This window comes from Solilutibacter pythonis, assembly GCF_003697345.1.
GTDB classification, from domain to species: Bacteria; Pseudomonadota; Gammaproteobacteria; order Xanthomonadales; family Xanthomonadaceae; genus Solilutibacter; species Solilutibacter pythonis.
Genome location: NZ_RFLY01000025.1, coordinates 1 through 23,913 on the forward strand (window position 1 = coordinate 1; position 23,913 = coordinate 23,913).

Consider the following 23,913-nt stretch of genomic DNA (forward strand, 5'->3'; position numbering starts at 1 on the left):
ACGTCGCCCAGATAGCGGCGCAGGCGGTGACGGGGGGCGTAATGGAATGGCTTCAAGGAGGCCAGTTCGGGAGCGGCTTTCTGTCGGCGGGCCTGACGGCGGCGTTCATGCCGCAGGTGGGGCGGATCGTGACGGGCGCGCTGGTGGGGGGAACCGTATTGGGAGGTGAAACGGTGGCCTGAGTGTCGGCCACGCATCCTCGAACGGGGGTTGGGGAAGGGGGAGTGATATACGTCTTAGTCGTTGTAGCCACGGAACGCGTGTTCCCAGCCAGCTCGCGCGTCGCATGGCGGGGCGGGGGTATCACGTTCGTTATTTCAAGGAATTTTTCATGGCTGCGAAGCAACATTATCTCTACACCTCCTTTTCCATTGCATTTTCGCTTTGCCTGCCGCTGGCGGTGTTTTCTTTCCACCAGCCGGTGGTGGCGCAATCGTTGGCGGGGCCGTTGGCAACGCGCCAATACGACATTCCGGCGCAGCCCCTGCCCGAGGCGCTGCGTCGCTTCGGCCGAATCAGCGGCCTCCAGGTGGTTATCGACAGCCGTGATCATGGGGCATTGCATTCCAGTGCGCTACGAGGCCGTTATGACGCCGGTGAAGCCATCGAACGATTGCTGCGTGGCACCGGCCTGGTAGCTGTGCGTACCGGTGCGGACGTTCTTACTATCAAGAAGGCCAGCCGGGCACTCTTGATGACTGACCCGCTCAATGTGGAGTCTGGCCCGGAATTTTCGGAGGATGCCCGTTTCGGTGGCCATTACGCGGTGGATGCGAGCGAAATCGAGCGTCGTCCAGGTGGCGACAACAATCTTGTCGATCAACTCCGCGGCCATCCAACGGTGCAATTCTCACGAATCGGCCGTAACGCGATGCGGCAGGGCGAGATCAGTCCGGGTGACATTTCCCTGCATGGGACGCGCAGCTACCAGAATCTGTTCCGCCTTGATGGGATGGCGATCAATAGCGATATAGATCCCATTGATCCCGGAAACGGCACGGTGATCGCCTATAACGCCGGTGACGAGCAGGGCGCTTATGTCGACAGCCGATTGGTAGAGCGAATCGAAGTGCTCGATTCCAATATTTCCGCCCGGTATGGCGGTTTTTCCGGTGGCATTGTCGATGCGGCAAGCCGGAGTTGGCGTGGTGGGCAGGGTGGCCATGTGTTCTTCCGCATGACCGATTCCGGCTGGAACAGGACGCATGTTGATCGGGGACTCATGCTCGATAGCCGCAATAATAACTTCGCGCATCCGGCCCGTTACCAGCCGGATTACCGCAAACTGGAGTACGGCGGTTGGTTCGAGACCGGCCTTGGCGCCAATATCGGCATGGTGGCGGGAGTTTCCCGACGAGATTCCACCATTCCGATGATCGATGTTGGAGGCATCTATTTCGATGTGGATGAGAATGAGCGTTTGCAGCGCCGCCGCCGCGATGATGCCTGGAAAGACCAGACGCGGCGCTCGGACAATCTCAACGCCAAGTTGACGTGGCACACTTCGCCGGAAAACACACTGCACTGGTCATTGTTCCGCTCGAATTATCGTGAACGGATGTTTCAAAATGGCGTGGCCCATTCCGATTACCTCCGCTACCACGATGCCCTGGGTAGCCAGCTCGAATGGCTGGGAAGCGCCGCGCATGGGCAGTTTTCGGCACGGCTTGGATGGCAGGCGCTGAGCGATGAACGCGACAGCGGGCGCGATTATCTGGTGAGCTATACCGATTACCGCGACTTCAACAACGTCTCCAGTCATACCAGTGGCGGTATCGGTGGTTTGAGCAGCTACCAGAAGCGTGTCACGCTCGATGTCGCGTTGGCGTTCGATGTATGGCGGGTCGGGCGCAGCCAACATCAGGTCAACATCGGTGCCGGGTTGGGCGATACCCGTGCGCGTACCCGGCGCGCACGCACCTTTTTCAACAACAGTTATCAGGACTATGGCCAGGGCGATCCGATGTTGCGGGTGGATGCCTTCTTTGCCGGACAGGCCGGTGTCGGTTATCGCAACGGATATCTTTATGCCGAGGACACCATCCAGTGGGGGCGGCTGGGTTTCAGGCCGGGCTTGCGGCTGGAGCGCGACGATTTCGTCGGCCGGCTCAACACCGCGCCGCGCCTGGCGGCGGATTGGCGTCTGGACGATGCCGGCCTTCATGTCCTGAGCGCGGGCGTCAACCGTTATTACGGCCGTTCGATGCTCACCTGGTCGTTGTACCGGGCGCAGAACGCGGGCCTCAAGCATTGTTACTACGGCTGCCGGCCCAATACCGAGGATTTCGGCGGCACATGGGTGGAGACGCCAGACTACGAAGGGCTGGAGGATCTGCGCACGCCTTATAGCGATGAATGGACGTTGGGTTGGCGGGCGAGCCGGGGTGAGCTGCAATGGCAACTTCAGTATGTCGATCGCAGACATCGCGACGAAATACGCAGCGAGCCGAAATATCCCCGGGCGGGCTATCCGCGTAGCAGTATCCGCAAGTTCGTCAACGACAGTTCCGGCATGTCGCGCAATGTCTCACTACGGCTTTCCCATCGTGAGCCGCTGAACGCATGGCGGGGCGGTTCGCACCGGCTCTCGTTCGCTTTGGCATGGCAGAAGAGTCGCAGCGATACCGCATTGGAACTCGGTTATACCCAGTTGGACCTGACACGCAACCTCGACCGTGACCGCGCTTGGTACAAGGGCAAGATCATCAATGCGCGGGATTTGCCCGCCACCGATTTCAACGCCCCTCGGAAAGCCGCGCTGGAATGGCAAGCGGAATGGGCGCGCGCCGGTCTGTCGATGAACCACCTCGTCTCATGGCAGGCTGCCCGTGCCCGGCCTTTCCGTTACGGTAGTGGGGTGGGCTATGTCACCGACCCCGCGACAGGCCGGCTGGTGGCGCGCTACGACACCGCCAGGGTCGCCGGCAGCGCGCGTTGGGACACGCGTTTGCGTTGGCAGCCGCGCATGGGGCGTGGAGTGTCGCTGTCCCTGGATATCGACAACGTGCTGGACAGCCGTAACCAGAGCGACGTGATCGGGTTGGGCGAAGGGGTTTACCGGGTATTCGAGCCGGGGCGCCAAGTCCGCTTGGCCTTGGGGTTCGATTTCTAAGGCCGCCATGAAAAACGGCGGCCCGGAGGCCGCCGTTCGAGTGCGCTGATGACATCAGTGCCGTGGCTCGTCGCTCTTGTCCAGGTATTGTCCGGCCCAGCGGTTGGCGAGCTTGCCGGCGGCTTCGCGTCCGCCGATGCCGAAGGCGATGGCGACCGCTACCGCCACCGCGCCGAGCACCAGTGTGAAGGCGAGGTTGACGATGTCGTCGGCGATGCCCATCGCGCGCAGACCCATGGCGATCACCAGGCCGAGGATGGCGATGCGGGCGATCCGCGAAAGGCCGACGGCATTGCCCGGATTGGCGCGCTGGATGGCCTCGGCGGCCAGGTTGGCCAGCCAGTAGCCAACCACGAAGATCACCAGGCCGAGCAGGATGTCGGCGCCGAAGGCGATGAAGGTCGCCACCAGGTCGCGCACGCCTGTGAAGCCGAGCAGATCCGCCGCTTCCACGGTGGCGAAGAGCATGATGAAGAACAGCGCCAGTTTGCCGGCGAAATCCGACAGCGAGGCCGGGCCGCGCGCGGGCGGGGCCGGTTCGTCATTGACGATTGGCTGCGCCGGGGCGGTCACGGCGGGCGAACTGCCGAAGGCATGGCCCAGGCCCAGGCGCTCCGGTACGCGGTCGAGACCGAGGCTGGACAGAAGCCGCGCCACCAGCCCGGCGGCGAAGCGGCCGATGAACCAGGCCAGCAGCAGGATGGCGGTCGCGGCGATGATGCCGGGGATTGCCGAGACCATGATGTCCAGCATGTGGGTCAGCGGGCCGGAGATCGCGCTGATCTTCAACGCATCCAGCGCGGCGATCAGCGCCGGCACGAACACCAGGATGAAGGCGAGGGTGCCGCCCAACTGCGACAGGCGCAGGTCGCGGGTGCCTTCGTTCTGCGCGGAGAAGCGGTCGATGCCGGTCGATGCCAGCAGATTGCCCACCAGCCCGCGCACCACCTTCGCCACCACCCAGCCGACCACCGCGATCACGATGGCGACGAAGATGTTGGGCAGCATCGACATGATGTCGCCGGTCATCACCGTCAGCGGGCCGAGCAGTCCGTCGATCTCCAGTACGCCGACGATCGCCGGCAGGAACAGCAGCAGCACCAGCCAATAGGCGACGTTGCCCATGGTGGCGGAGACCGGCGGCATCGCGGCGTCCTGCGACAGTTTCTCGTCGAGGCGGGTGGCGTCAAGGCCGCGGTTGACCAGCCCGCGCACCACGGTGGCGACGATCCATGCAAAGAGCGCCAGCCCCAGGGCCAGCAGAATGCGTGGCAGGTAGGCCATGATGGTGGCCGCCAGCACCGACAGCGGCCCGGACACGCCCTCGACATTGAATACGCTGAACATGCCGAGCACCGCCAGGAGCAGCACGAACCAGAACACCAGCCGGCCGGCCAGCTTTTCGTAATCGAAGTCGTCGGCCTGTGGCGTGGCGGCGTTGAGGCGGCGGTTCAGGGCGAGCGCGCCCAGTCCCTTGCGGGTGCCGGCCGAGAGCGCCAGCGCCACCAGCCAGCCGACCAGCAGGATGGCGATGCCACCCAGCAGATGCGGCAGGTAATTGCCGAGCGAGTTTTGCAGGGAAGCCTGCCAGGGGGCGTGGGGCATGAGTCACCTTCATGGCTGAAACAGAGAACGTTCAGGCTAACCAGCCAAGCGTGAAACGACCGTGGCGATGACATGACCAACTGAAGTGAATCCGGCCCGGGTCCCGGCGTCCGGGCAAAAAAGAGCCGGCATCGCTGCCGGCCCCAAACCGTGGATATTCAGCGTGGTACCGCTTCAGTGCAGCGTCACTTCGACCCGGCGCGCTTCGGCCGCATCGCCAGTGCCGGTGGTGAGCGTTGGTTTGTCGGTTTCGACCCGGTCCCTGTCGATGCCGGCCGCCGCCAGCGCGTCGCGCACGTTGAAGGCGCGCTGTTTGGCGATCTCGGCGTTCACCTCGGCATTGCCGCTGGCATCGTGGAAGCCGGCCACCACCGCTTCCAGCGCCGGGTCGGCCTTCATCGCCTCGATGATCCCGGCGATGGCCGCGCCGGTTTCCACCGGCAGTTGCGAGGAACCGAGCGCGAAGTAGATGCGCGCCGAACGCGAGTCGCCGGTGGTCATGCCGGTGGCCGGCGCGGCATCGGCGGCTTCGGTCGGGTGGCCGTAGCCATCGTCGCTCAGCGCCGCGTGCGTGGCATGGGCATCGGGGGCGCGGGTGGCGTCGCTCGCCGTCGCCACCGGCAACAGAGGTACCAGCAGCAGGGCGACGATGTTGATGATCTTGATCAGCGGGTTGATCGCCGGGCCGGCGGTGTCCTTGTACGGGTCGCCAACGGTGTCGCCCGTCACCGCCGCCTTGTGCGCCTCGGACCCCTTGCCGCCGAAGTTGCCATCCTCGATGTACTTCTTGGCGTTGTCCCAGGCGCCGCCGCCGGTGGTCATCGAGATCGCCACGAAGATGCCCGTCACGATGGTGCCGATCAGCAGGCCGCCCAGCGCCTCTGGGCCAAGCATGAGGCCCACCACCACCGGTACCGCCACCGGCAGCAGCGAGGGCAGGATCATCTCCTTGATCGCGGAGCGGGTGAGCATGTCCACCGCCTTGTCGTACTGCGGCTTGCCTTCGCCGGTCATGATGCCCTTGATCTCGCGGAACTGGCGGCGTACTTCCTCCACCACGCTGCCGGCGGCGCGGCCCACCGCTTCCATCGCCATCGCGCCGAACAGGTAGGGGATCAGCCCGCCGATCAGCAGGCCGATGATCACCTTGTGGTCGCTGAGGTCGAAGGCGAACCGCGCGCCCGGGTGGGCGGCGTGGAGGTTGTGGGTGTAGTCGGCGAACAACACCAGCGCGGCCAGCGCGGCCGAGCCGATCGCATAACCCTTCGTCACCGCCTTGGTGGTGTTGCCCACCGCGTCGAGCGGGTCGGTGATGTCGCGGATTTCCGAAGGCAGCTCGGCCATCTCGGCGATGCCGCCGGCGTTGTCGGTGATCGGGCCGTAAGCGTCGAGCGCGACGATCATGCCGGCCATCGACAACATCGCCGTCGCGGCGATGGCGATGCCGTACAGGCCCCCCAGTGCATGGGCCGCCCAGATCGACAGGCACACCGCGACCACCGGCAGCGCGGTCGATTTCATCGACACTCCCAGGCCCGCGATGATGTTGGTGCCGTGGCCGGTGGTGGACGCGGCGGCCACATGGCGTACCGGCTTGAACTGCGTGCCGGTGTAGTACTCGGTGATCCAGACGATCACGCCGGTCAGCGCCAGGCCGATCAGCGCGCACCAGTAGAGATTCAGCCAACCGTGGTTGTTGCCGGCCATCAGCGCCCGGGTAATCGGGAGGAAGGCGACCGCCGCCAGCACCGCCGAGACGATCACCCCGCGGTAGAGCGCGCCCATGATGTTGGGCTTGTCGCCGGAGACCTTGACGAAGAACGCGCCGATGATCGACGCGATGATCGACGCCCCGCCCAGCACCAGCGGATAGAGGATGCCGTGCGGGCCCACCTCGCTCATCATCAGCCCGCCCAGCAGCATCGTGGCGATGACCGTGACCGCGTAGGTTTCGAACAGGTCCGCCGCCATGCCGGCGCAATCGCCCACGTTGTCGCCCACGTTGTCGGCGATCACCGCGGGGTTCCTCGGGTCGTCCTCGGGAATGCCGGCCTCGACCTTGCCCACCAGGTCGGCGCCGACGTCCGCGCCCTTGGTGAAGATGCCGCCGCCCAGCCGCGCGAAGATCGAGATCAGGCTGGAACCGAAGGCCAGCCCGACCAGCGCGTGCAGCGCGTCGTCCTGCCCGACGCCCAATCTGCCCAGCACGAACCAGTAGCCGGCCACGCCCAGCAGGCCCAGCCCCACCACCAGCATGCCGGTGATCGCGCCGCCCTTGAAGGCCACGTTCATCGCCGCGCCCATGCCCTGGCGCGCGGCCTCGGCGGTGCGCACGTTGGCGCGCACCGAGACGTTCATGCCGATGTAGCCGGCCGCGCCCGAGAGCACCGCGCCCAGCAGGAAGCCGATCGCGGTGTACCAGCTGAGGAAGACGCCAACCAGCACGAACAGCACCACGCCGGCAATCGCGATGGTCATGTACTGGCGGTTGAGATAGGCGCGCGCGCCCTCTTGGATGGCGCCGGCGATTTCCCGCATGCGCTCGTTGCCGGCGGGTTGCCGGTTGATCCACCCGGCGGCCCACAGGCCGTACCCGATGGCGACGATGGCGCAAACCAGCGCCAGGATGAGACCGTACTGCTCCAGCATGAAACCCTCCCGGGATGCGTGGTGAACAAACGACCGGGCGACTATGGCATAGCTGGCGGTCAGGAATTTGCCGTGACGCAATAAAACCGAAGGCCGGCCCGTGCGAAGCCTCCGTTCAGCCCGCGCGTGACACGCTCGCCGCGACCGTGACCAGACAGGAATGCCCGATGCGCCACGCCCGTTTCGCCTTCGCCCTGCTGGCTTGCACCTTCGCCGCGCAGGCCGCCGACGAACAGCCGGAAATCCGCCGCCCGCTGGGCAAGCCGCAAGCCGTTGGCGTCCTGCATTCGATACGCACCATCCCCGAAGCCTGCACCCGCGTGCAGGGCAAATTCACCGGCGATGCCGCCCAACCCTACGATGTCGATATCGTCAAGAGCGGCGAGCGTTGCCAGCCGCGCGCATTGATCGTCGATGCCGCCGAGGCCAGACCCACGGCGGCGGCCGGCTGGAAGCTCAACGACGTGGCGCGCGTGCCCAATGCGGCCTGCCCGGGCCAGCAGGCGGTGTTGCGCGTCTGGCGCCACCCCGGCAACGTCGCTCCGCCCAAGCTGGATGCGCAGGGCCGTAGCCGTGTCTACCTGGGGGATCGGATGAAGGCCGGCCAGCCCGGGGGGCTGCCGAAGTTCGCCCTCGACTTGCGGATCGAGGGCAAGGGCTGCTGAGCCGGCGGGCGTCAGTCGGGGATCGTCACCCGTTTGAGCCGCCCGCCCGCACCGGCCTTGATGGTGACATCCTTCTTGTAACAGCCGAAATGTCCGGCGATCAGCGCGATCAATTCGGCATTGGCCTTGCCATCGATGGGCGGCGATTTCAGTTGCGCCAGCCATACGCCATCCTCGCCCTGCGCCAATGATTGTGTGCGGGCATTCGGTTTGACCTTGAGTTGCAAGATGCGCATGGGCTAAGGGCCGGGATGATTCACCACAAATGACGCATGGCCCGCTGTTCCTGGTGGATGCGTACCGCCAGCACGGCGAAATATACGGGCAGCCCGATCATCATCGTGGTCCAGGCATGGCACAGCAGCCCGATGCCGATCAGTTCGGGAATGATGTTCAGGAAATAATTGGGGTGACGGACGTGGCGGAACAGCCATGAACGGTTGATCGGGTGTTGCGGGTGGATATAGATCTTGACCGTCCACACGTCACCGAGCGCGCGAATGACGTGAAACAGCACCAACAGCGAGAAGGCGACGATCGCCGTGCCCAATGCCGAGATGCCGTCAAACGTGATGCCGCGGATGTGGGATTCCGCCAGCGCCGAAAAGTAATAGACGATATGGACCGCGGCCAGCAGGGTGGAGTTTTTCTTGCCGTATTGCCGGGCGCCAGCGGCCAGTAAATTTTTCTCGTTGAGGGTGGATATCTTGAGGGATATCAGGCGGATGCAGAAAGTCAGTACGAAGATGAGCGTAATCATTGGGGTGTTGCTGGAAGCCTATTTCAATATCTGGAGACAGGTGGTTGATTTCGTGTTTCGGGGAAATATTTGGGGCGGTTTCGAGGTTCCTGTGGGTTGCGTTATGGGGGGCTTTATCTGCGGATGGCCGTGGATGACCCATGCCTCCCGATGAAACCCGGGGTTCGAATGAACTCGATGGATGCGTCCAAACTCATGGCGTGGCCTGGGGAGGGAGGTATTTCGGCAGGCCGTCACGCCCGTAGGGCGGATACGCCTCGCCCCGGATCAACGGTTGCAGGTAGCGGCGGGCGGCCTCGCTGATGCCATGGCCGTCGGCGCGGATGAAATCGGCCGGCAGGGTCTTTTCCCGGTTGGCGATGTCGGCCAGCGCGGCGGCTTCGATCCGCCAGCGGTAAGGCTGGTCGCTGATGCGCTTGATCACCGGCATGGTCGCGTTCATGCCTTTCAGCGCGAACTGCACCGCCTTGCGCCCCACCGCCCGGGCGTGCTCGAAATCGGTTTCCGAGGCGAGGTGGCGGGCCGAGCGTTGCAGGTAATCCGGCAATGCCCAGTGCACCTTGTGGCCCAGCCGGTCGTGCACGCGCGCGGCCAGGTGCGAGGCCACCCCGCCCAGTTGGGTATGGCCGAAGGCGTCCCGGCCGCCGCCGGCATCGGCGATGAATTTTCCGCTGGCATCGCGGATGCCCTCGCTCGCCACCACCACGCAGTAACCCACGCGCGAGACCACGGCGTCCACGCGAGCGAGGAAATCGGCTTCGTCGAACACCCGTTCGGGGAACAGGATCAGGTGCGGCGCCTCGTCCTCGCCACGGCCGGCCAGCCCGGCGGCGGCGGCCAGCCAGCCGGCGTGGCGGCCCATCGCCTCGTAGACGAAGACCTTGGTGGAGGTGGAGGCCATCGCCGCCACGTCCAGCGCGCACTCGCGCACCGATATCGCGGTGTACTTCGCCGCCGAGCCGAAGCCCGGGCAGCAGTCGGTGACGGCGAGGTCGTTGTCGACGGTCTTCGGCACGCCGATGCAGGTCAGCGGGTAGTCGAACTCGGCCGCCAGTTGCGAGACCTTCAGCGCGGTGTCGGCGGAATCGTTGCCGCCGTTGTAGAGGAACCAGCGCACGTCGTGTTTGCGGAAGGTATCGAGCAGCCGCTCGTACTTCGCCCGGTCTTCCTCCAGCGATTTCAGCTTGACCCGGCAACTGCCGAAGGCGCCGCCCGGGGTGTGCGCCATCGTCCGTACTTCGGATTTGCTCAAGGCAGTGGTGTCGATCAGGTCGTCATTCAACACCCCGAGGATGCCGTGGCGTCCGGCCATCACCCTGACGCCACGGCTGCGCGCCTCCGTGATCACCGCCGCGGCGGTGACGTTGATGACGGCGGTGACGCCGCCGGATTGGGCATAGAGGAGCGTGCCTTCGGGCCGGATGTTCTTCGACATGAGTACAAGGGGGTGGGGGATGGGATGCGTTAAGCTGACGGCTATCGCGCTGCCACGAGTGTAGCGCCGCCCATGAACACTTGTATGGAGTGACACGATGCGACTGGTTCTTCTTGGCCCCCCCGGCTCCGGCAAAGGCACCCAGGCCGCGCGCCTCAAGGAATATTTGCGGGTGCCGCACATCTCCACCGGCGATCTGCTGCGCGCCGAGGTAGCGGCGGGCAGCCCGCTGGGACTGGAGGCCAAGGAAGTGATGGCGCGCGGAGAACTGGTCAGCGACGCCATCCTGCTGGGCATGCTGGAAGACCGTTTCAGCCGCGCCGATACCGCCAACGGCTTCATCCTCGACGGTTATCCGCGCAACTTGGCCCAGGCCGACGCGCTGGGCGGGTTGCTGGAGAAGATCGGCCAAGCGTTCGATGCCGCCGTGCAGCTGGATGTGCCGACCGATCTCCTGGTTGAGCGCATCGCCGGCCGCGCCCAGGCCGAGGGCCGCGCCGACGATACCCCGGAATCGGTGCGCACCCGGCTCAAGATCTACGATGACCAGACCGCGCCGGTGATCGATTTCTATCGGCGGAAGGGCCAGTTGACGGTGATCGATGGCGTCGGCTCGCTCGACGAGGTGTTCGCCCGCATCGTCGCGGCGGTCGGCGAGGGCAAGGGCGTCGGTTGAATGGCTCGCCCGCTGGAGCGTCGGTAACGCCGGGCTTGCCCGGCGTTCTACATGGCGATGAGTGAAATTGGTACCGGAGCGGACGTGAAAATCCACATTCTCGGCATTGCGGGCACCTTCATGGGCGGCGTCGCCGCGCTGGCGCGCGAACTCGGGCATGAAGTCGAAGGCAGCGACCAGGCGGTCTATCCGCCGATGTCCACGCAATTGGAACGGCTCGGCATCACCCTCCAGCAAGGCTACGCGGCGGCGCGGATATCGCCCGATTGCGACACCGTGGTGATCGGCAACGCCCTCTCGCGCGGTAATCCGGCGGTGGAGGCGGTGCTCGATGCCGGTCGCGCCTATACCAGCGGCGCCGAGTGGCTGCGCGATCACGTGCTGCCGGGCCGCGAGACGATCGCGGTGGCCGGCACCCACGGCAAGACCACCACCACCACCATCGTCACCTATTTGCTGGAAGCCGCGGGCCGCGCGCCGGGTTTCCTGATTGGCGGCGTGGCCGAGGATTTCGGCGTATCCGCGCGCATCGGCGCGGGCCGTGAGTTCGTGGTCGAGGCCGACGAATACGACACCGCCTTCTTCGACAAACGCAGCAAGTTCGTCCACTACCGGCCCACGGTCGCCATTCTCAACAACCTGGAATACGACCACGCCGACATCTTCCCCGACCTCGCCGCGATCGAGCGCCAGTTCCATCACCTGCTGCGCACCGTGCCGGGGCGTGGCCGGTTGATCGTCAACGGCGAGGACGACAACCTCAAGCGCGTGCTGGCGATGGGCTGCTGGACGCCGGTCGAGACCTTCGGTATCGGCGAAGGCCACGACTGGTCGGCGACGCTGGTGAAGGAAGACGGCAGCGCCTTCGAGGTATCGCGCCATGGCGAAAAGATCGCCCGCGTCGAATGGCCGCTGCTCGGCCGTCACAACGTGCTGAACGGCCTGGCCGCGCTGGCGGCGTGCGCGGCGGTGGGCGTGGATGCGGCCGCGGTGTCGCCGGCGCTTGCGCGCTTCAGGAGCGTCAAGCGGCGGATGGAAGTGGTGGGCGAAGTCGGCGGCGTCACCGTCTACGACGATTTCGCCCATCACCCGACCGCGATCGCCGCCACGCTCGATGGCCTCCGCGCGCGCGTGGGCGATGCCCGGATCGTGGTGGCGATGGAGCCGCGCAGCAATTCGATGCGGCTGGGGGCGCACGCGGAAGCGCTGGCGCCTTCGCTGGCCGGGGCCGATCAAGTGGTGTTCCTGGCCCGGCCCGAATTACCGTGGGATGCCGCGAAGGTGATTGCCGCCGTGCCCGGCGATGCCGTCGCCGTCGCCGACGCCGATGCCCTACTGGCCGCGCTCGGCCGCCGCGTGCGGCCTGGCGATCACGTGGTGTTCATGTCCAACGGTGGCTTCGATGGCGCTCCGAGGCGCTTCGTGGCGCGGTTGCGGGCGGGTTGAGGACGCGTCATTCCTTGCGTGTCGTGCGCAGGCGCAGCACCGGCAAGCCGGCATCGCTGATTTCCTGGCGCTGACGATCCAGTCCGGCGACGTCCTGGCGGAAGCGCGCATGGGCCGCGCCGTGGTCGTCCACCGGCAGCCACAGGTTGGCGACGCCAAGCACGCGGCGGAACCGCATTGCTTGCACGGTGCCGATCCATAGCGGCGTGCCATCGTCCAGGTTCGCCGGCGCCGGCCATACGCGCAGCACCTGGCGCTGGTCGGGGCTTCCGCCCTCGCGCACCATAAGAAGCGTTTCCGGCAAGCCTTCCAGCGCCGCCGGCAGCACCGGTTGCGAAGCGGCCGGGGTGTTGGCATCCAGCAGGCCGAGTGTATCCAGCCAATTGGCCTGTGGCTTGACTCGCCAGCCGGCCACTTCCAGCGCGGTCTGCACCGGCACCAGCGGGCCGGCGATCTGCACGTCGAGCGGCCAGCGGATGGCGTCGCCACGGGCATTGAGGGTGGTCGGCAGCATGCGCCAGCCATCGCGCCACCAGCGATCCACCGTCAGCGTCTGATGCGGCGGCGGCGGCGAGAATTCGGCCAGCAATTCGCGGGTGCCGCGCGGCGCGTGCCAGAGCGCCGCGACGGCGAACACGCAGTAGAAGATCATCGCCAGCGGCCGCATCCAGAACGAGCGGGCGACATGGCGGCGATAGGCGATTCCGAGCGCCATCACCCACAGCATGCCGAACAGCATCGCGCTGACCACGTCGCTCAGCCAGTGCGCGCCGAGATAGAGCCGGGCGAAGGCGATCGCGCTGACCAGCACGGTGCCGGCCAGATAAGGCCAGATGCGGCGGCGGCCCGGCCATTCGCGGGCGATCAGCACCGCGAAGAAGCCGAAGGTGATCGTCGCCATCACCACGCTCAGGGAGGGAAAGCCGAACCCGGCCGGGGCGGTCGGCGGCCGTGGCATGTTCACGCCGTGCTTGATCGCCAGGCTCGCCAGCCAACCGAACAACAAGGCCAGAAACCAGTGCAGCGCGGCCATCCAGCGCCGCCGCCACAGCAGCCAGGCCAGGCCGGCCAGCACCGCCGGGGCCAATACTTCGACGTCGCCGAGCCGGGCGAATGCGGCCATCAGGTTGTCGGCGAGCGGGTTGCGCAGGGCGAACATCGCTTCGTACACGCGGTGGTCGATGCCAAGCGGCCCGCCGCTGGCCAGCAGCGCGGCGATCCCGGCCAGCACCGCCCAGAGCAGGCCGATCAACCCGGCGATCAACAGCAGCAGCGAGGGCGACTCCGGGCGGTTCGGGTCGATCAGGTGCCCGGTCAGCCGGCCCAGCCGGGGATGCGCGCGCGACCAGCGCAGGGCGCGGCGCAGCAGGTCGTCGGCATGGCCGGTGAACCAGCGCGAGGTGTAGATGACCGTGGCCCAGGCTAGCGCCAGCACCGCCGCCATCGCCACCAGCACCAGCGCCAGCTTGTCGGCCACCGCCGCCAGCGCGTCGTAGGATTTGCCGAAGATCCATCCGGGGGCGAGGAACAGCGCGGCCCAGCTCAGGGAGGCTATCGCGCTGGCCAGCGCATAGCGGTGGAAGGGCATCCGCAGCATCCCGGCGATCGCCGGCACGAACGGCCGCACCGCGCCCACGTAACGGGCGATCAGAATGCTGGTGGCGCCGTGTCGATGGAACATCCGCTCGCTGCGGTCGAGCAGTTGCGGATAGCGCTTGAACAACCACAGGCCGCGCATCTGTGGGCCCCAGCGGTGGCCGATCCAGTAACTGAGGCCGTCGCCGAGAAAAGCGCCGAGCGCCGCGCAGCCCACCATCAGCGCGCCATCGGCATGGCCGAGGCCGATCAGCGTGCCGACCGCGAAGAGCAAGGGAAAGGCCGGCACCAGGATGCCCACCACCGCCAGCGCATCGCAGAAAGCGATGAGGAAGGCGATGGCGCCAGCGGCCGCGGGATTCTCGCCGATCCAGGCGACGAGCTGGTCAAGCCATTCAGTGGACATGAACGGATTATAGAAGCCGCTCATGTCGCTTCCACGGTGCATGGGCACCGTGTTCATGCCCGGGCACGGCGCGGACGCGGCGACTGCCCGCCCTATACTTTCGCCAGGCCCAATGGATGCGCATCGTGAACACGCTTTCCGGCAAGACCCTTTTCATCACCGGCGCCTCGCGCGGCATTGGCCGCGCCATTGCGCTGCGCGCCGCCGCCGAGGGCGCCAACGTCGCCATCGTCGCCAAGTCCGGCGTCGCCAATCCCCGCCTGCCCGGCACCATCCACTCGGTGGCCGAGGAAGTCCGCGCCGCCGGTGGCCAGGCGCTGGCGCTGAAATGTGACATCCGCGACGAGGACGAAGTGAAGGCCGCGCTCGCCGCCACCATCGATACCTTCGGCGGCCTCGACATCCTCGTCAACAACGCCAGCGCGATCTGGCTGGCCGGGGCGCTCGACACGCCGATGAAGCGCTACGACTTGATGACCCAGGTGAATTCGCGCGGCAGTTTCCTGTGCGCGCAGGCGGCCTTGCCGGCGCTGCGGGAATCGGCCAACCCGCACATCCTGACACTCGCGCCGCCGCCCTCGCTCGACCCCAAGTGGTGGGCGCCGCACACCGCCTACACGCTGGCGAAGATGGGCATGAGTTTCGTGACGATGGGGCTGGCGGCCGAATTCACGGGCCAGGGCATCGGCATCAGCGCGCTGTGGCCGAAGACCATCATCGCCACCGATGCGCTCAACATGATTCCGGGCATCGAGGTCTCGCGCTGTCGCAAGCCGGAAATCGTCGCCGACGCCGCGCGCGAAATCCTCGTGCGCGACGCCGGTTCGGCCAACGGCCGCTTCTTCATCGACGAGGAGGTGCTGCGCGAGGCCGGCGTCGATGACTTCGCCCGCTACGCCGTCGATCCGGCGCAGCCTCTGCTCCCCGACCTGTTCCTCGACGCCTGACGCCGCGTCACCGCCCTCTCACCCCCGAGACCCCGATGAAATACCTGCACGCCATGCTCCGCGTCCACGACCTGGACACCACCGCCAAGTTCCTGACCGAAGGCTTGGGGCTGATCGAAACCCGCCGGATCGACAACGAGGCGGGCAGGTTCAGCTTGGTCTATTTCGGCGCGCCCGAAAACCCGGAGGCCGAGATCGAACTGACCCACAACTGGGGCAGCGACGAAGATTACGGCGGCGCGCGCAATTTCGGCCATCTCGCCTTCGAGGTGGACGACATCTATGCCACCTGCGCCCATCTGCAATCGCTGGGCGTCACCATCAACCGGCCGCCGCGCGATGGCTGGATGGCCTTCGTGCGCACGCCCGACCGCATCTCCATCGAACTGTTGCAGAAGGGCGAACGCCTGCCGCCGTGCGAGCCGTGGGCCTCCATGCCGAACACGGGCGAATGGTGATGACCGAAACCGAACGGCTGTTGGAGATCGCCGCCGCGCGCTACCTGCCGGTCTATCGGCAGCGCGCGATGGTGCTCTCGCACGGGCAGGGATCGCGGCTGTGGGATACCGATGGCTGCGAATACGTCGATTTCGCCAGTGGGATTGCCGTCTGCGCGCTCGGCCACGCCGACCCGGGCCTGATCGAGGCGTTGACCGCACAGGCCGGCAGGCTCTGGCACGTCAGCAACGTCTTCCACAGCGAGCCGCCATTGAGGCTGGCCGAGGCGCTGGTGAGCGCCTCGGGCTTCGCCAGGCGCGTGTTCTTCTGCAACTCCGGCGCCGAGGCCAACGAGGCCGCGATCAAACTGGCCCGCAGGCATGCCGCCGCCACCGGGCGCGGGCCGGAACGGCGGGTGATCGTGACCGCGCATGGCAGCTTCCACGGCCGCACTTTGGCGACCGTCACCGCCACCGCGCAGCCGAAGTACCAACAGGGCTTCGAGCCATTGCCCGGCGGGTTCCGGCACGTCGATTTCAACGACCCTGCCCAACTCGAAGCGGCGATGGCGGGCGGTGATGTCTGCGCCGTGCTGCTGGAGCCGGTGCAGGGCGAGGGCGGGGTGATGCCCGCCGCCGAAGGGTATCTACAGGGGGTGCGGGCGCTCTGCGACCGGCACGGGGCCTTGCTGATGCTGGATGAAATCCAGTGCGGCATGGGGCGTACCGGGCCACTGTTCGCGCATCGCCACGATGGCGTGGCGCCGGACGTGGTGACGCTGGCCAAGGCGCTTGGCGCCGGTTTCCCGGTGGGGGCGATGCTGGTGGGCGAGCGCGCCGCCGACGCCCTGCCATTCGGCAGTCACGGCACTACTTTCGGCGGCAATCCGCTGGCCGCGGCGGTGGCGCTCGCGGCGCTCGGGCGCATCGACAGCGAGGCCATCCGCGTCAACGTCGGGCGTCAGTCGCGCGCGTTGCGCGAGGGGCTGGCGGCGCTCAACGATGAATTCGGCCTGTTCTCCGTGGTGCGCGGGCGCGGCCTGATGCTGGGCGCGGTGCTGAAACCCGCGCATGCCGGCAAGGCCGGCGATATCCTCGATGCGGCCGCCCGCGAAGGCGTGCTGCTGCTCCAGGCCGGGCCGGACGTGCTGCGTTTCGTGCCCGCGCTCAACATCCCCGATGCCGATGTCGCCGAGGGCCTGCAACGGCTGCGCGCGGCGCTGGCTTCGATACCGGGTTGATGGCCGTCGCGACGAAGCCGCCGTCACCAACCCGTTCTAACGAAAAACGGGGCCGACGGCATCGGCCCCGTTCTCGTTCGTCTCACCCGCGGATCAGAACCTGACCCGGATTCCCAGCGTATATTCGCGTGGGGCATTGCCGCGCGCGCCGTCCGCGCCGCGATGGGTGATGCGTTGCTGGTTGAACACATTGTTCACCCGCGCATAGACCTCGGTGCTTTCGTTGAGGGCGTAGCCGGTGGTGAAATTGACGGTGAACAGGCTGTCGGTGCGCAGGAAGCGGTTGTCCACCCCCGCGCGCCCGGCCTTGCTGGAAGTCCAGGCGCCGCTCTGGTAGTTCAGCGCCAGATAGCTGTTCCAGCCAACGTGGGTCTCCAGGCCGAGCTGCACGGTGGCCACGTTCTTCGGCGTGTATTCGATCACGTCGTTTTTCAGCACCGTTTTGGTATCCGAATCGCCGGTATAGCGGCCATCGGTCAAGGTGTAGGCCACGCGCAGGGGCACCCGCAGCGCATCGGTTTCCACTAACGTGCCGAACACGCCGGTTTCCAGCCCGTACACCTTCTTGCGGCCGGTCTGTTGGGTGCCGGTGACGGCGCCGCCCGGGCAGGGGTTGGCAACCAGGCAGGTCTGCATCGAGTTGCGGTAATCGGTGTAGAAACCGATCGCGTCCACACCCCAGCCGTTCTTCCGGAAGCGCACGCCGCCCTCGTAATTCAGGCTTTCCTCGCCCTTGGCTCCGCGCGCGGAATTGTTGCCGGGGGGCGCGAAACCCTGGTGGATGCCGCCCAGCAGCGTCCATTCATCGTTGAGGGCATAGTTCGCCCCCAGGCCCAGCGTGGTCTTGCTGATCTGGTTGCTGCGGCGGGCGGCGATCTGCGCGGGGCTGGCGTTCCTGGCCAGGTTGGCGCGGGTGCTGATGCTTTCGTGGCGCAGGATCGGCATCAGATACCACTGGCCGAACCGGATGCGGTCGGCGGCCCAGAACGACCATGCCTTGGCATCGCCTTCCTGCGGCTGCGTGGGCGAGGTGGATTGATACACCAGGCTGCCATTGACTTGCTGGTAGAAGCTGTTGCTGATGCCTTTCGCCACGTTGCGGGTGGTGTCTTGCTCCCGGCGCGCGCCGACGATCAGCTCGTGCTGCACGGTATCGCCAAATACATGGCGCAATTCGCTTTGCACGCCTTTGGCGGTGAAAGCCTGGTGGGTATGGCCGTAGCGCACGCCGTTGGCGTGGGTGGTGTCGGCGGTGCCGTCCAGAATGCCCTGGAACAGCCCAGCGTTCGGCCGCCCTTCGTTGATGATGGCGGTGACGCCACCAAGGCCGACGCCGTTGATCTGGTTCAGCCGGTTGTAATAGCGGTAGGTATCGAACCAGTAGGCGGCGCTGGTCAGCGTGGTGCGCTCGCCCAGTTCGATTTGGTGGCGCAGCGTGGCCGATTTGCGGCCGCGATCCATCCGCTCCAGTGCGCTCAGGCCATAACGGCGGTTGGGATTGGCGCGGAAGTCGGCATCGCTCAGGCCCAGGTAGCTCACTCCGAGGACTTCGCGGTCGTAGTTGAGCTTCAGTTCGACGTGCTGCGGATAAGCGGCATCGGACGCGCTGTTCCAGCGCAACTTGCCGACGTATTCGTTGATGTCGTAACCGGCGCCGCCCTTGTGGCGATCGATCTGGTGGAATCCATCGCTCTTGGCCTGATAGGTCTCCAGCAGCCAGCCCCACTGCCCGCTGGTCTGGCCGTAATTCGCGTGGATCTTGCGGGTGCCGAACGAGCCGACCTCGGCATTGACCATGCCGGCGGCGCTCTCGGGGATCGGCGTGCTGATCAGGTTCACCACGCCCGAGGTGGTCTGCGGGCCGTGCAGCAGGATTTCCGCGCCCTTGAGCACTTCCACCGTGTGCATGCGGCCGATGTTCGGGAAGAAATACGCCGAGGTGTTGGCATAGGGCGCCATCGCCGCCGGCAGGCCGTCCTCGAGCACGGTGATGCGATCGCTGCGACCGCTGCTGGAGGCGCGGATGCTGATGCGCGGGAAGTGGCCCATGCCGGATTCCTCGCGGGTATAGACGCCCGGCACGGTGCGCAGGATGTCGTTGGCATTGGCGGAATTGAATTTTTCCAGTTGCTGGAGATTCAGTTCGTAGGCTGAACCCGTCGAGGTCTGCGGATCTTCCGGGTTGGCGATCACGCGCACGGTATCCAGCACACGGGCTTGTCCGGTGCCGGCATCGTCGTTGGCGGGGGCAGGGGCGGCGGCCAGCGCTGGCATGGATATCGCGAAAATCAGCGCGGCGGACAGTGGTGCCAGCCGCAGGCCGTGATGTTCTTGCTTCATTGATGATTCCCTCGGGTTTTCAGGCGGGGCCAGCCAACGACCGCCATCCACGCGGAAAGGGTGGCGGACATGACGATGACCGGCGGAAATACACATTTCGTACACAAATATGAATGATAATGATTTGCAACACTCATCGCAAACCAACCGGGCATCCCGTCGCAACGGCGATGGTCCGCTCAGGGGCTGGTTGAATGACGCGGGTGTCGAGCCGTGCGGGCCGTGATTGCGGTCGTGCCGGCGCGTGCCGGATTACGCCGCGCCGTCTTCGTCGGTGTCGCGGTGTGGTAATGCCCGTCCGCACTTGCGGCAATGCCAGGCGTCGGATTCGTGGTCGGGCAGGCCGCATTCCTTGCAGCGGACATTGGTCCGGCTTTTCTCGCGCAGGCTCCTGGCAAGCTCGGCGGTGTAGATGCCGGTCGGTACCGCGATGATGCTGTAGCCGATGATGACCAGTGCCGAGGTGAAGAAGCGCCCGAGCGGCGTACCCGGAGAGATGTCGCCGTAACCCACCGTCGCCATCGTCACCACCGCCCAGTACATGCCGGTCGGGATGCTGTGAAAACCGTGCGCCGGGCCTTCGATCACGTACATCAGCGAGCCGAACACCACGGTGATGGTGAGGATGGTGCAGATAAAGAGGAAAATCTTGCGCCGGCTGCGCAGCAGCGACTGGATCAGCAGGCCGGCTTCGCTGGAGTATTCCACCAGCTTGAGGATGCGGAAGATTCGCAGCAGGCGCAGGATGCGCACCACCGCCAAGGACGCGCTGGCCGGGAACAACAACGACAGGAAAGTCGGCAGGATCGCCAGCAGATCGATCACGCCGAAGAAACTGCCGGCGTAGCGCGCGGGCCGACGCACCACCCACATCCGCACCAGATACTCGGCGGTGAAGAGCAGGGTGAAGAACCATTCGGCGATGTAGAGCTGATCGTGCCAGCGCGCCTTGATGCCGGGCACGCTGTCGAGCATCACCACCAGCACGCTGGCGAGAATGGTGATGATGAGCGCCAGGTCGAAGTTGCGTTCTTCGCGGGTATCGTGGTGGAAGAACAGGCGGAACAGCCGGTAGCGCCGCCCCTCGGTGCTGGCGGGGTAATGCGTCCGCTCGAAGAACCCTTTCGGGTTGCCGTGTTCGTCCAGTGGGGTGTGGTCGGTCATCCGCGATTCCCGCGCGAGAAGGTCAGAGCGAAGCGAACGCCGCGCGAGCGGCCGTGACCGTCTCGGCGATCACCGTCTCGTCGTGCGCCGAGGAAACGAAGCCGGCCTCGAACGCCGATGGCGCCAGATAGACGCCGCGCGCCAGCATCGCATGGAAGAAGCGATTGAAAGCGGCGGCGTCGCTGGCCGTTGCGCCGGCAAAGGTATCGACCTTGTCGGCGTTGAAGAACAGCCCGAACATGCCGCCGACGCGCTGGGTGGAGAAGGGCACGCCGCTTTCCTTCGCGGCGTCTTCCAGGCCATCGCAAAGCGCGTGGGTTTTCGCTTCCAGCGCATCGTGAAAACCCGGCGCGCTGATGAGTTCGAGCATCGCCAGGCCCGCCGCCATCGCCACCGGGTTGCCCGACAGCGTGCCGGCCTGGTAGATCGGTCCGGCCGGCGCGATCTGCTGCATCAACTCGCGGCGGCCTCCGTAGGCGCCAACCGGCATGCCGCCGCCGATCACCTTGCCGAAGGTGCTGAGGTCGGGCGTGACGCCATAGCGCGCTTGTGCCCCGCCCAGCGCCACGCGGAAGCCGGTCATCACTTCGTCGAAGATCAGCAGCGCGCCGTGCCGTGTGCATAGTTCGCGCAGGTGTTGCAGATAGCCTTCGCGCGGCGGCAGGCAGTTGGCGTTGCCGACCACCGGCTCGATGATGAGGCCGGCAATGTCGCCGCCGCATTCGTCGAACAGCGCCGTGGCCGCTTCAAAGTCGTTGTAGGGCAGCGTCAGGGTGAGATCGGCCAGCGCCTTGGGAACGCCCGGCGAGGTCGGTACGCCGAAGGTCAGCGCACCGCTGCCGGCCTTGACCAGGAAGCTGTCGCCATGGCCGTGGTAGCAGCCTTCGAACTTGACGATGCGTGCCCGCCCGGTCGCGCCACGGGCCAGACGGATCACCGAGAGCGTGGCCTCGGTGCCGGAATTCACCATCCGGATCATTTCGCAGCTTGGCACCAGTCCGGCGATGCGCTCGGCCATCGTCACTTCCAGCGGATTGGGCGTACCGAAGGACAGCCCGTTCCTGGCCGTTTCGATCACCGCCTCCAGTACTTTCGGATGGTTGTGGCCGACGATCATCGGCCCCCACGAGCCGACATAGTCGATGTAGCGATTGCCGTCGGCATCGAACAAATGCGGGCCTTCCGCGCGCGTGGTGAAGAATGGCTCGCCGCCCACCGACTTGAACGCGCGCACGGGCGAGTTGACGCCGCCGGGCATCGATTCCAGTGCGCGGGAGAACAGTTGGTGCGAACGTTCGTGATTCATTGCAGCGTCTCTTTTCATTGCGAAATTAGTGAAGGCGGCCGCGTAGGCCCGTGCCGCGGCGGCGGGGTCTGGCGCATCGAAGACCCCACCGATCACCGCGATCAAGTCGGCGCCGATGCCGACCGCCAGATGCGCATTGTCCGGCGTGATGCCGCCAATCGCCACTTTCGGCACGGCGAGCGCGCTGGCGCTGGCGAATAACGCGGGCGCGGCGCGCCGGGCATGGGGCTTGGTCGATGAGGGAAACAGCGCGCCGAAGGCAACGTAGTCGGCGCTGGCGCGTACCGCCATCCGGGCGCGCTCGATATCGTCGTAGCAACTCGCGCCGATGACGCGATCCGTGCCAAGCAGCGCGCGCGCGGTGGCGATGTCGCCATCGTCCTCGCCCAGATGCACGCCGTCGGCATTCACCGCCAGGGCCAGCGTCGTATCGTCGTTGACGAGGAAGCAGATCCCCGCATCCCTGCACATCGCCCGCAGCCGTGAAGCCTCGCGTAACCGCCGCGCGGCATCGGCGCGTTTGTTGCGATATTGCAGGCATGCGGCGAACGGCAACACGTCCGCCACCCGCACGAACAACGCGTCGCTGTCGTCGGTATCGGGCGTGACGAGGTACAGCCCGCGCGCGGGAAAGCTGATCGAAGTCATGCGCGAGCAACCCGCCAAATGTGAGAATGCGCCATCTTCCCGCATCCCGCAGCGAGCGTCATGTCCGAAAGCAATGCCGATTCCGTCCCGTTCCGCACCTGGATGTGCGTGGTCTGCGGCTTCATCTATGACGAAGCCACGGGTCTACCCGAGGACGGCATTGCGCCGGGGACGCGTTGGGCGGACGTGCCAGAGACCTGGACGTGCCCCGATTGCGGCGTGACCAAGGTCGATTTCGACATGCAGGAAGCCTGAACCCGGGGCCGCACCGCGGAGCGGGAAGCCCCACAGAATAAAGACGACCGGCGCTTGCGCCGGAAGCGCGGCTACTTGGCCGCCGGAATGCCCGGCCCGAACTTCAGCTCGGTACCGTCTTCCAGTTGCATTTCCGTCGCCTGGCCAGCGTTCAACTCCAGCACGTAGCGCGCGGGTGCGTCGCTCGGATAGGCGGGGCAGCGATCGCCAAGCGTGCAGGGCGGCACGTTGCGCTGCTGCGATACCAGCCTGAGCGCATCGTCGAAGTAAAGGATGTCGAGTGGAATCCGGGTGTTCTTCATCCAGTAGGCCTGCGGCTCCTGGCGCTCGTGGATGAACAACATCCCGTGCGCTTCCGGCATCGCGTCACGGAACATCAGGCCGCGCGCGCGGCTGGCCTCGTCGGCGACGACTTCCACCTGATACTTCCTGCCGGCCAGTTCGACCCACCGCCCGTGGTCGCTGGCGCAACCGAGAAGCGGCAGCATCGTCAATGAGAGCAGGCAGGTGTGCAGAGATGTCTTGCGCATGGGGGCATTCATGGATGTGTGGTGATGTGCGCCATTCTGCATGCATCCCGCATGAGCGGCGCAAAAAAGCTTTGCATCCTCGTCGGAGGTGTGCATAATTCGCCCCCCGCCGCACGCACTTGTGCCGCGACGGGGGCATCAAAGCAGTCGCTTCATCCAAGGTTGTTGACGGATTGAAAAAACACGCTATGATGTCTGGCTCACCTCGGCGGAAACGCAAAGGTGAGGCGGCAGAAAAAAGTTCGAATCGAGGTATTGACGAGAACGAAATCTGCTGTATATTGATCTGCTCTCTGGCGCGGTTTGGTCGGGAGTCGATAGAAGGGTTCAGCCGCTGAGGGCTGGGTCGGGATCTTTGAAAGTGTACGCAGGTAACTTGTGCGGGCGTCTGACGGATGGAAGTTTGTCCATTTGGTAGACGTTCGAACAGAACCTAAGTCAATTCAAGCATAGCGATATGCAGCGAGTGATTGGGTCTGGGATGAAGTCTGCACTCAAAGCATTGACTGGCTTTGGCTGGTCGAAAATTTAAGTGAAGAGTTTGATCCTGGCTCAGAGTGAACGCTGGCGGCAGGCCTAACACATGCAAGTCGAACGGCAGCACAAGGGAGCTTGCTCCCTGGGTGGCGAGTGGCGGACGGGTGAGGAATACGTCGGAATCTGCCTATTTGTGGGGGATAACGTAGGGAAACTTA

At 65.7% G+C, this 23,913-nt stretch carries 19 protein-coding genes, 1 rRNA gene and 2 pseudogenes; 10 read left to right on the plus strand and 12 right to left on the minus strand.

What is annotated here, in order from left to right:
- Together EBB59_RS13925 and EBB59_RS12605 are read left to right on the plus strand one after the other, a co-directional pair.
- Window positions 1–182 (plus strand): hypothetical protein (locus EBB59_RS13925; RefSeq protein ID WP_211327753.1); only part of this gene is annotated, 182 nt, incomplete at its 5' end.
- A 149-nt stretch (window positions 183–331) separates the two neighbouring features.
- Entirely contained in the window at window positions 332–3,112 is a 2,781-nt protein-coding gene (locus EBB59_RS12605; RefSeq protein ID WP_158601810.1) for a TonB-dependent receptor, read from the plus strand.
- A gap of 54 nt (window positions 3,113–3,166) precedes the next feature.
- Here the strand turns inward: EBB59_RS12605 and EBB59_RS12610 are convergent, their stop codons facing one another.
- The 3 genes and pseudogenes from EBB59_RS12610 to EBB59_RS12615 form a co-directional block, all read right to left on the minus strand.
- Window positions 3,167–4,717, minus strand: a complete 1,551-nt coding sequence (locus tag EBB59_RS12610; protein ID WP_122102505.1) for a mechanosensitive ion channel — start codon at window positions 4,715–4,717, stop codon at window positions 3,167–3,169.
- A gap of 174 nt (window positions 4,718–4,891) precedes the next feature.
- The gene (locus EBB59_RS14335; RefSeq protein WP_245979322.1) at window positions 4,892–5,218 is read right to left on the minus strand and encodes an OmpA family protein; all 327 of its coding nucleotides are present in this window, start codon (window positions 5,216–5,218) and stop codon (window positions 4,892–4,894) included.
- A gap of 120 nt (window positions 5,219–5,338) precedes the next feature.
- Window positions 5,339–7,366: pseudogene (locus EBB59_RS12615) on the minus strand (sodium-translocating pyrophosphatase); the annotation flags it as partial.
- Window positions 7,367–7,533: 167 nt separating this feature from the next.
- Here EBB59_RS12615 and EBB59_RS12620 point away from each other — a divergent pair.
- Window positions 7,534–8,031: a hypothetical protein gene (locus EBB59_RS12620; RefSeq protein ID WP_122102507.1), complete on the plus strand. Its 498-nt coding sequence runs from the start codon at window positions 7,534–7,536 to the stop codon at window positions 8,029–8,031.
- 11 nt (window positions 8,032–8,042) lie between these two features.
- Here the strand turns inward: EBB59_RS12620 and EBB59_RS12625 are convergent, their stop codons facing one another.
- The 3 genes from EBB59_RS12625 to EBB59_RS12635 all read right to left on the minus strand — a co-directional run bounded on the left by EBB59_RS12625 (window position 8,043) and on the right by EBB59_RS12635 (window position 10,226).
- Window positions 8,043–8,267: a DUF167 domain-containing protein gene (locus EBB59_RS12625; protein ID WP_122102508.1), complete on the minus strand. Its 225-nt coding sequence runs from the start codon at window positions 8,265–8,267 to the stop codon at window positions 8,043–8,045.
- 20 nt (window positions 8,268–8,287) lie between these two features.
- The gene (locus EBB59_RS12630) at window positions 8,288–8,791 is read right to left on the minus strand and encodes an isoprenylcysteine carboxyl methyltransferase family protein (protein ID WP_122102509.1); all 504 of its coding nucleotides are present in this window, start codon (window positions 8,789–8,791) and stop codon (window positions 8,288–8,290) included.
- Between the two features lie 193 nt (window positions 8,792–8,984).
- Window positions 8,985–10,226, minus strand: coding sequence for a 6-phosphofructokinase (locus tag EBB59_RS12635; protein WP_122102510.1), 1,242 nt, complete (start codon window positions 10,224–10,226; stop codon window positions 8,985–8,987).
- Between the two features lie 97 nt (window positions 10,227–10,323).
- Here EBB59_RS12635 and EBB59_RS12640 point away from each other — a divergent pair, with 97 nt between their 5' ends.
- Both EBB59_RS12640 and mpl read left to right on the plus strand, forming a co-directional pair.
- Window positions 10,324–10,902 (plus strand): adenylate kinase, encoded by a 579-nt coding sequence (locus EBB59_RS12640; RefSeq protein WP_122102511.1) that lies wholly within the window; start codon window positions 10,324–10,326, stop codon window positions 10,900–10,902.
- A 57-nt stretch (window positions 10,903–10,959) separates the two neighbouring features.
- Window positions 10,960–12,348, plus strand: a complete 1,389-nt coding sequence (gene mpl, locus EBB59_RS12645) for a UDP-N-acetylmuramate:L-alanyl-gamma-D-glutamyl-meso-diaminopimelate ligase (RefSeq protein ID WP_122102512.1) — start codon at window positions 10,960–10,962, stop codon at window positions 12,346–12,348.
- A gap of 7 nt (window positions 12,349–12,355) precedes the next feature.
- Here the strand turns inward: mpl and EBB59_RS12650 are convergent, their stop codons facing one another.
- Window positions 12,356–14,350 carry a bifunctional DedA family/phosphatase PAP2 family protein gene (locus EBB59_RS12650; RefSeq protein WP_122102520.1) on the minus strand — a complete coding sequence of 665 codons (1,995 nt, stop codon included), beginning with the start codon at window positions 14,348–14,350 and terminating at the stop codon, window positions 12,356–12,358.
- 125 nt (window positions 14,351–14,475) lie between these two features.
- Between EBB59_RS12650 and EBB59_RS12655 the strand changes: the two genes are divergently transcribed.
- Genes EBB59_RS12655 through EBB59_RS12665 form a run of 3 tightly spaced genes read left to right on the plus strand, consistent with a single transcriptional unit; the run spans window position 14,476 to window position 16,975 of the window.
- The gene (locus tag EBB59_RS12655; RefSeq protein WP_122102521.1) at window positions 14,476–15,297 is read left to right on the plus strand and encodes an SDR family oxidoreductase; all 822 of its coding nucleotides are present in this window, start codon (window positions 14,476–14,478) and stop codon (window positions 15,295–15,297) included.
- Between the two features lie 35 nt (window positions 15,298–15,332).
- The gene (locus EBB59_RS12660) at window positions 15,333–15,755 is read left to right on the plus strand and encodes a VOC family protein (protein ID WP_122102513.1); all 423 of its coding nucleotides are present in this window, start codon (window positions 15,333–15,335) and stop codon (window positions 15,753–15,755) included.
- Entirely contained in the window at window positions 15,749–16,975 is a 1,227-nt protein-coding gene (locus EBB59_RS12665) for an acetylornithine/succinylornithine family transaminase (RefSeq protein WP_122102514.1), read from the plus strand. Before EBB59_RS12660 ends, EBB59_RS12665 begins: the two co-directional genes overlap by 7 nt.
- 93 nt (window positions 16,976–17,068) lie before the next feature.
- Here the strand turns inward: EBB59_RS12665 and EBB59_RS12670 are convergent, their stop codons facing one another.
- From EBB59_RS12670 to thiE, 4 genes and pseudogenes are all read right to left on the minus strand, one after another.
- Window positions 17,069–19,315 (minus strand): TonB-dependent receptor family protein, encoded by a 2,247-nt coding sequence (locus tag EBB59_RS12670; RefSeq protein WP_158601811.1) that lies wholly within the window; start codon window positions 19,313–19,315, stop codon window positions 17,069–17,071.
- Between the two features lie 252 nt (window positions 19,316–19,567).
- Window positions 19,568–20,479, minus strand: a complete 912-nt coding sequence (locus EBB59_RS12675) for an ion transporter (RefSeq protein ID WP_122102516.1) — start codon at window positions 20,477–20,479, stop codon at window positions 19,568–19,570.
- A 22-nt stretch (window positions 20,480–20,501) separates the two neighbouring features.
- Window positions 20,502–21,785: a glutamate-1-semialdehyde 2,1-aminomutase gene (gene hemL / locus EBB59_RS12680; protein ID WP_170156563.1), complete on the minus strand. Its 1,284-nt coding sequence runs from the start codon at window positions 21,783–21,785 to the stop codon at window positions 20,502–20,504.
- A 30-nt stretch (window positions 21,786–21,815) separates the two neighbouring features.
- A pseudogene (gene thiE, locus EBB59_RS14025) lies at window positions 21,816–22,433 on the minus strand (thiamine phosphate synthase); the annotation flags it as partial.
- A gap of 60 nt (window positions 22,434–22,493) precedes the next feature.
- Here thiE and EBB59_RS12685 point away from each other — a divergent pair.
- Window positions 22,494–22,688: a rubredoxin gene (locus EBB59_RS12685; RefSeq protein WP_122102518.1), complete on the plus strand. Its 195-nt coding sequence runs from the start codon at window positions 22,494–22,496 to the stop codon at window positions 22,686–22,688.
- A gap of 71 nt (window positions 22,689–22,759) precedes the next feature.
- Here EBB59_RS12685 and EBB59_RS12690 read toward each other — a convergent pair whose 3' ends face one another.
- Entirely contained in the window at window positions 22,760–23,218 is a 459-nt protein-coding gene (locus EBB59_RS12690; protein WP_122102519.1) for a DUF192 domain-containing protein, read from the minus strand.
- 529 nt (window positions 23,219–23,747) lie between these two features.
- On the opposite strand from EBB59_RS12690, the gene EBB59_RS12695 reads away from it, so the two are divergent.
- A 16S ribosomal RNA gene (locus EBB59_RS12695) occupies window positions 23,748–23,913 on the plus strand; the annotation flags it as partial.

What these genes read in the sequence shown, in the direction of transcription:
- EBB59_RS12635 (WP_122102510.1), bottom strand. Translation starts at nt 10,226, where the DNA reads ATGTCGAAGAACATCCGGCCCGAAGGCACGCTCCTCTATGCCCAATCC.
- EBB59_RS12640 (WP_122102511.1), top strand. Translation starts at nt 10,324, where the DNA reads ATGCGACTGGTTCTTCTTGGCCCCCCCGGCTCCGGCAAAGGCACCCAG.
- EBB59_RS12620 (WP_122102507.1), top strand. Translation starts at nt 7,534, where the DNA reads ATGCGCCACGCCCGTTTCGCCTTCGCCCTGCTGGCTTGCACCTTCGCC.
- mpl (WP_122102512.1), top strand. Translation starts at nt 10,960, where the DNA reads ATGAGTGAAATTGGTACCGGAGCGGACGTGAAAATCCACATTCTCGGC.
- EBB59_RS14335 (WP_245979322.1), bottom strand. Translation starts at nt 5,218, where the DNA reads ATGACCACCGGCGACTCGCGTTCGGCGCGCATCTACTTCGCGCTCGGT.
- EBB59_RS12650 (WP_122102520.1), bottom strand. Translation starts at nt 14,350, where the DNA reads ATGTCCACTGAATGGCTTGACCAGCTCGTCGCCTGGATCGGCGAGAAT.
- EBB59_RS12675 (WP_122102516.1), bottom strand. Translation starts at nt 20,479, where the DNA reads ATGACCGACCACACCCCACTGGACGAACACGGCAACCCGAAAGGGTTC.
- EBB59_RS12630 (WP_122102509.1), bottom strand. Translation starts at nt 8,791, where the DNA reads ATGATTACGCTCATCTTCGTACTGACTTTCTGCATCCGCCTGATATCC.
- EBB59_RS12625 (WP_122102508.1), bottom strand. Translation starts at nt 8,267, where the DNA reads ATGCGCATCTTGCAACTCAAGGTCAAACCGAATGCCCGCACACAATCA.
- EBB59_RS12610 (WP_122102505.1), bottom strand. Translation starts at nt 4,717, where the DNA reads ATGCCCCACGCCCCCTGGCAGGCTTCCCTGCAAAACTCGCTCGGCAAT.
- EBB59_RS12660 (WP_122102513.1), top strand. Translation starts at nt 15,333, where the DNA reads ATGAAATACCTGCACGCCATGCTCCGCGTCCACGACCTGGACACCACC.
- EBB59_RS12605 (WP_158601810.1), top strand. Translation starts at nt 332, where the DNA reads ATGGCTGCGAAGCAACATTATCTCTACACCTCCTTTTCCATTGCATTT.
- EBB59_RS12690 (WP_122102519.1), bottom strand. Translation starts at nt 23,218, where the DNA reads ATGCGCAAGACATCTCTGCACACCTGCCTGCTCTCATTGACGATGCTG.
- hemL (WP_170156563.1), bottom strand. Translation starts at nt 21,785, where the DNA reads ATGAATCACGAACGTTCGCACCAACTGTTCTCCCGCGCACTGGAATCG.
- EBB59_RS12665 (WP_122102514.1), top strand. Translation starts at nt 15,749, where the DNA reads ATGGTGATGACCGAAACCGAACGGCTGTTGGAGATCGCCGCCGCGCGC.
- EBB59_RS12685 (WP_122102518.1), top strand. Translation starts at nt 22,494, where the DNA reads ATGTCCGAAAGCAATGCCGATTCCGTCCCGTTCCGCACCTGGATGTGC.
- EBB59_RS12670 (WP_158601811.1), bottom strand. Translation starts at nt 19,315, where the DNA reads ATGAAGCAAGAACATCACGGCCTGCGGCTGGCACCACTGTCCGCCGCG.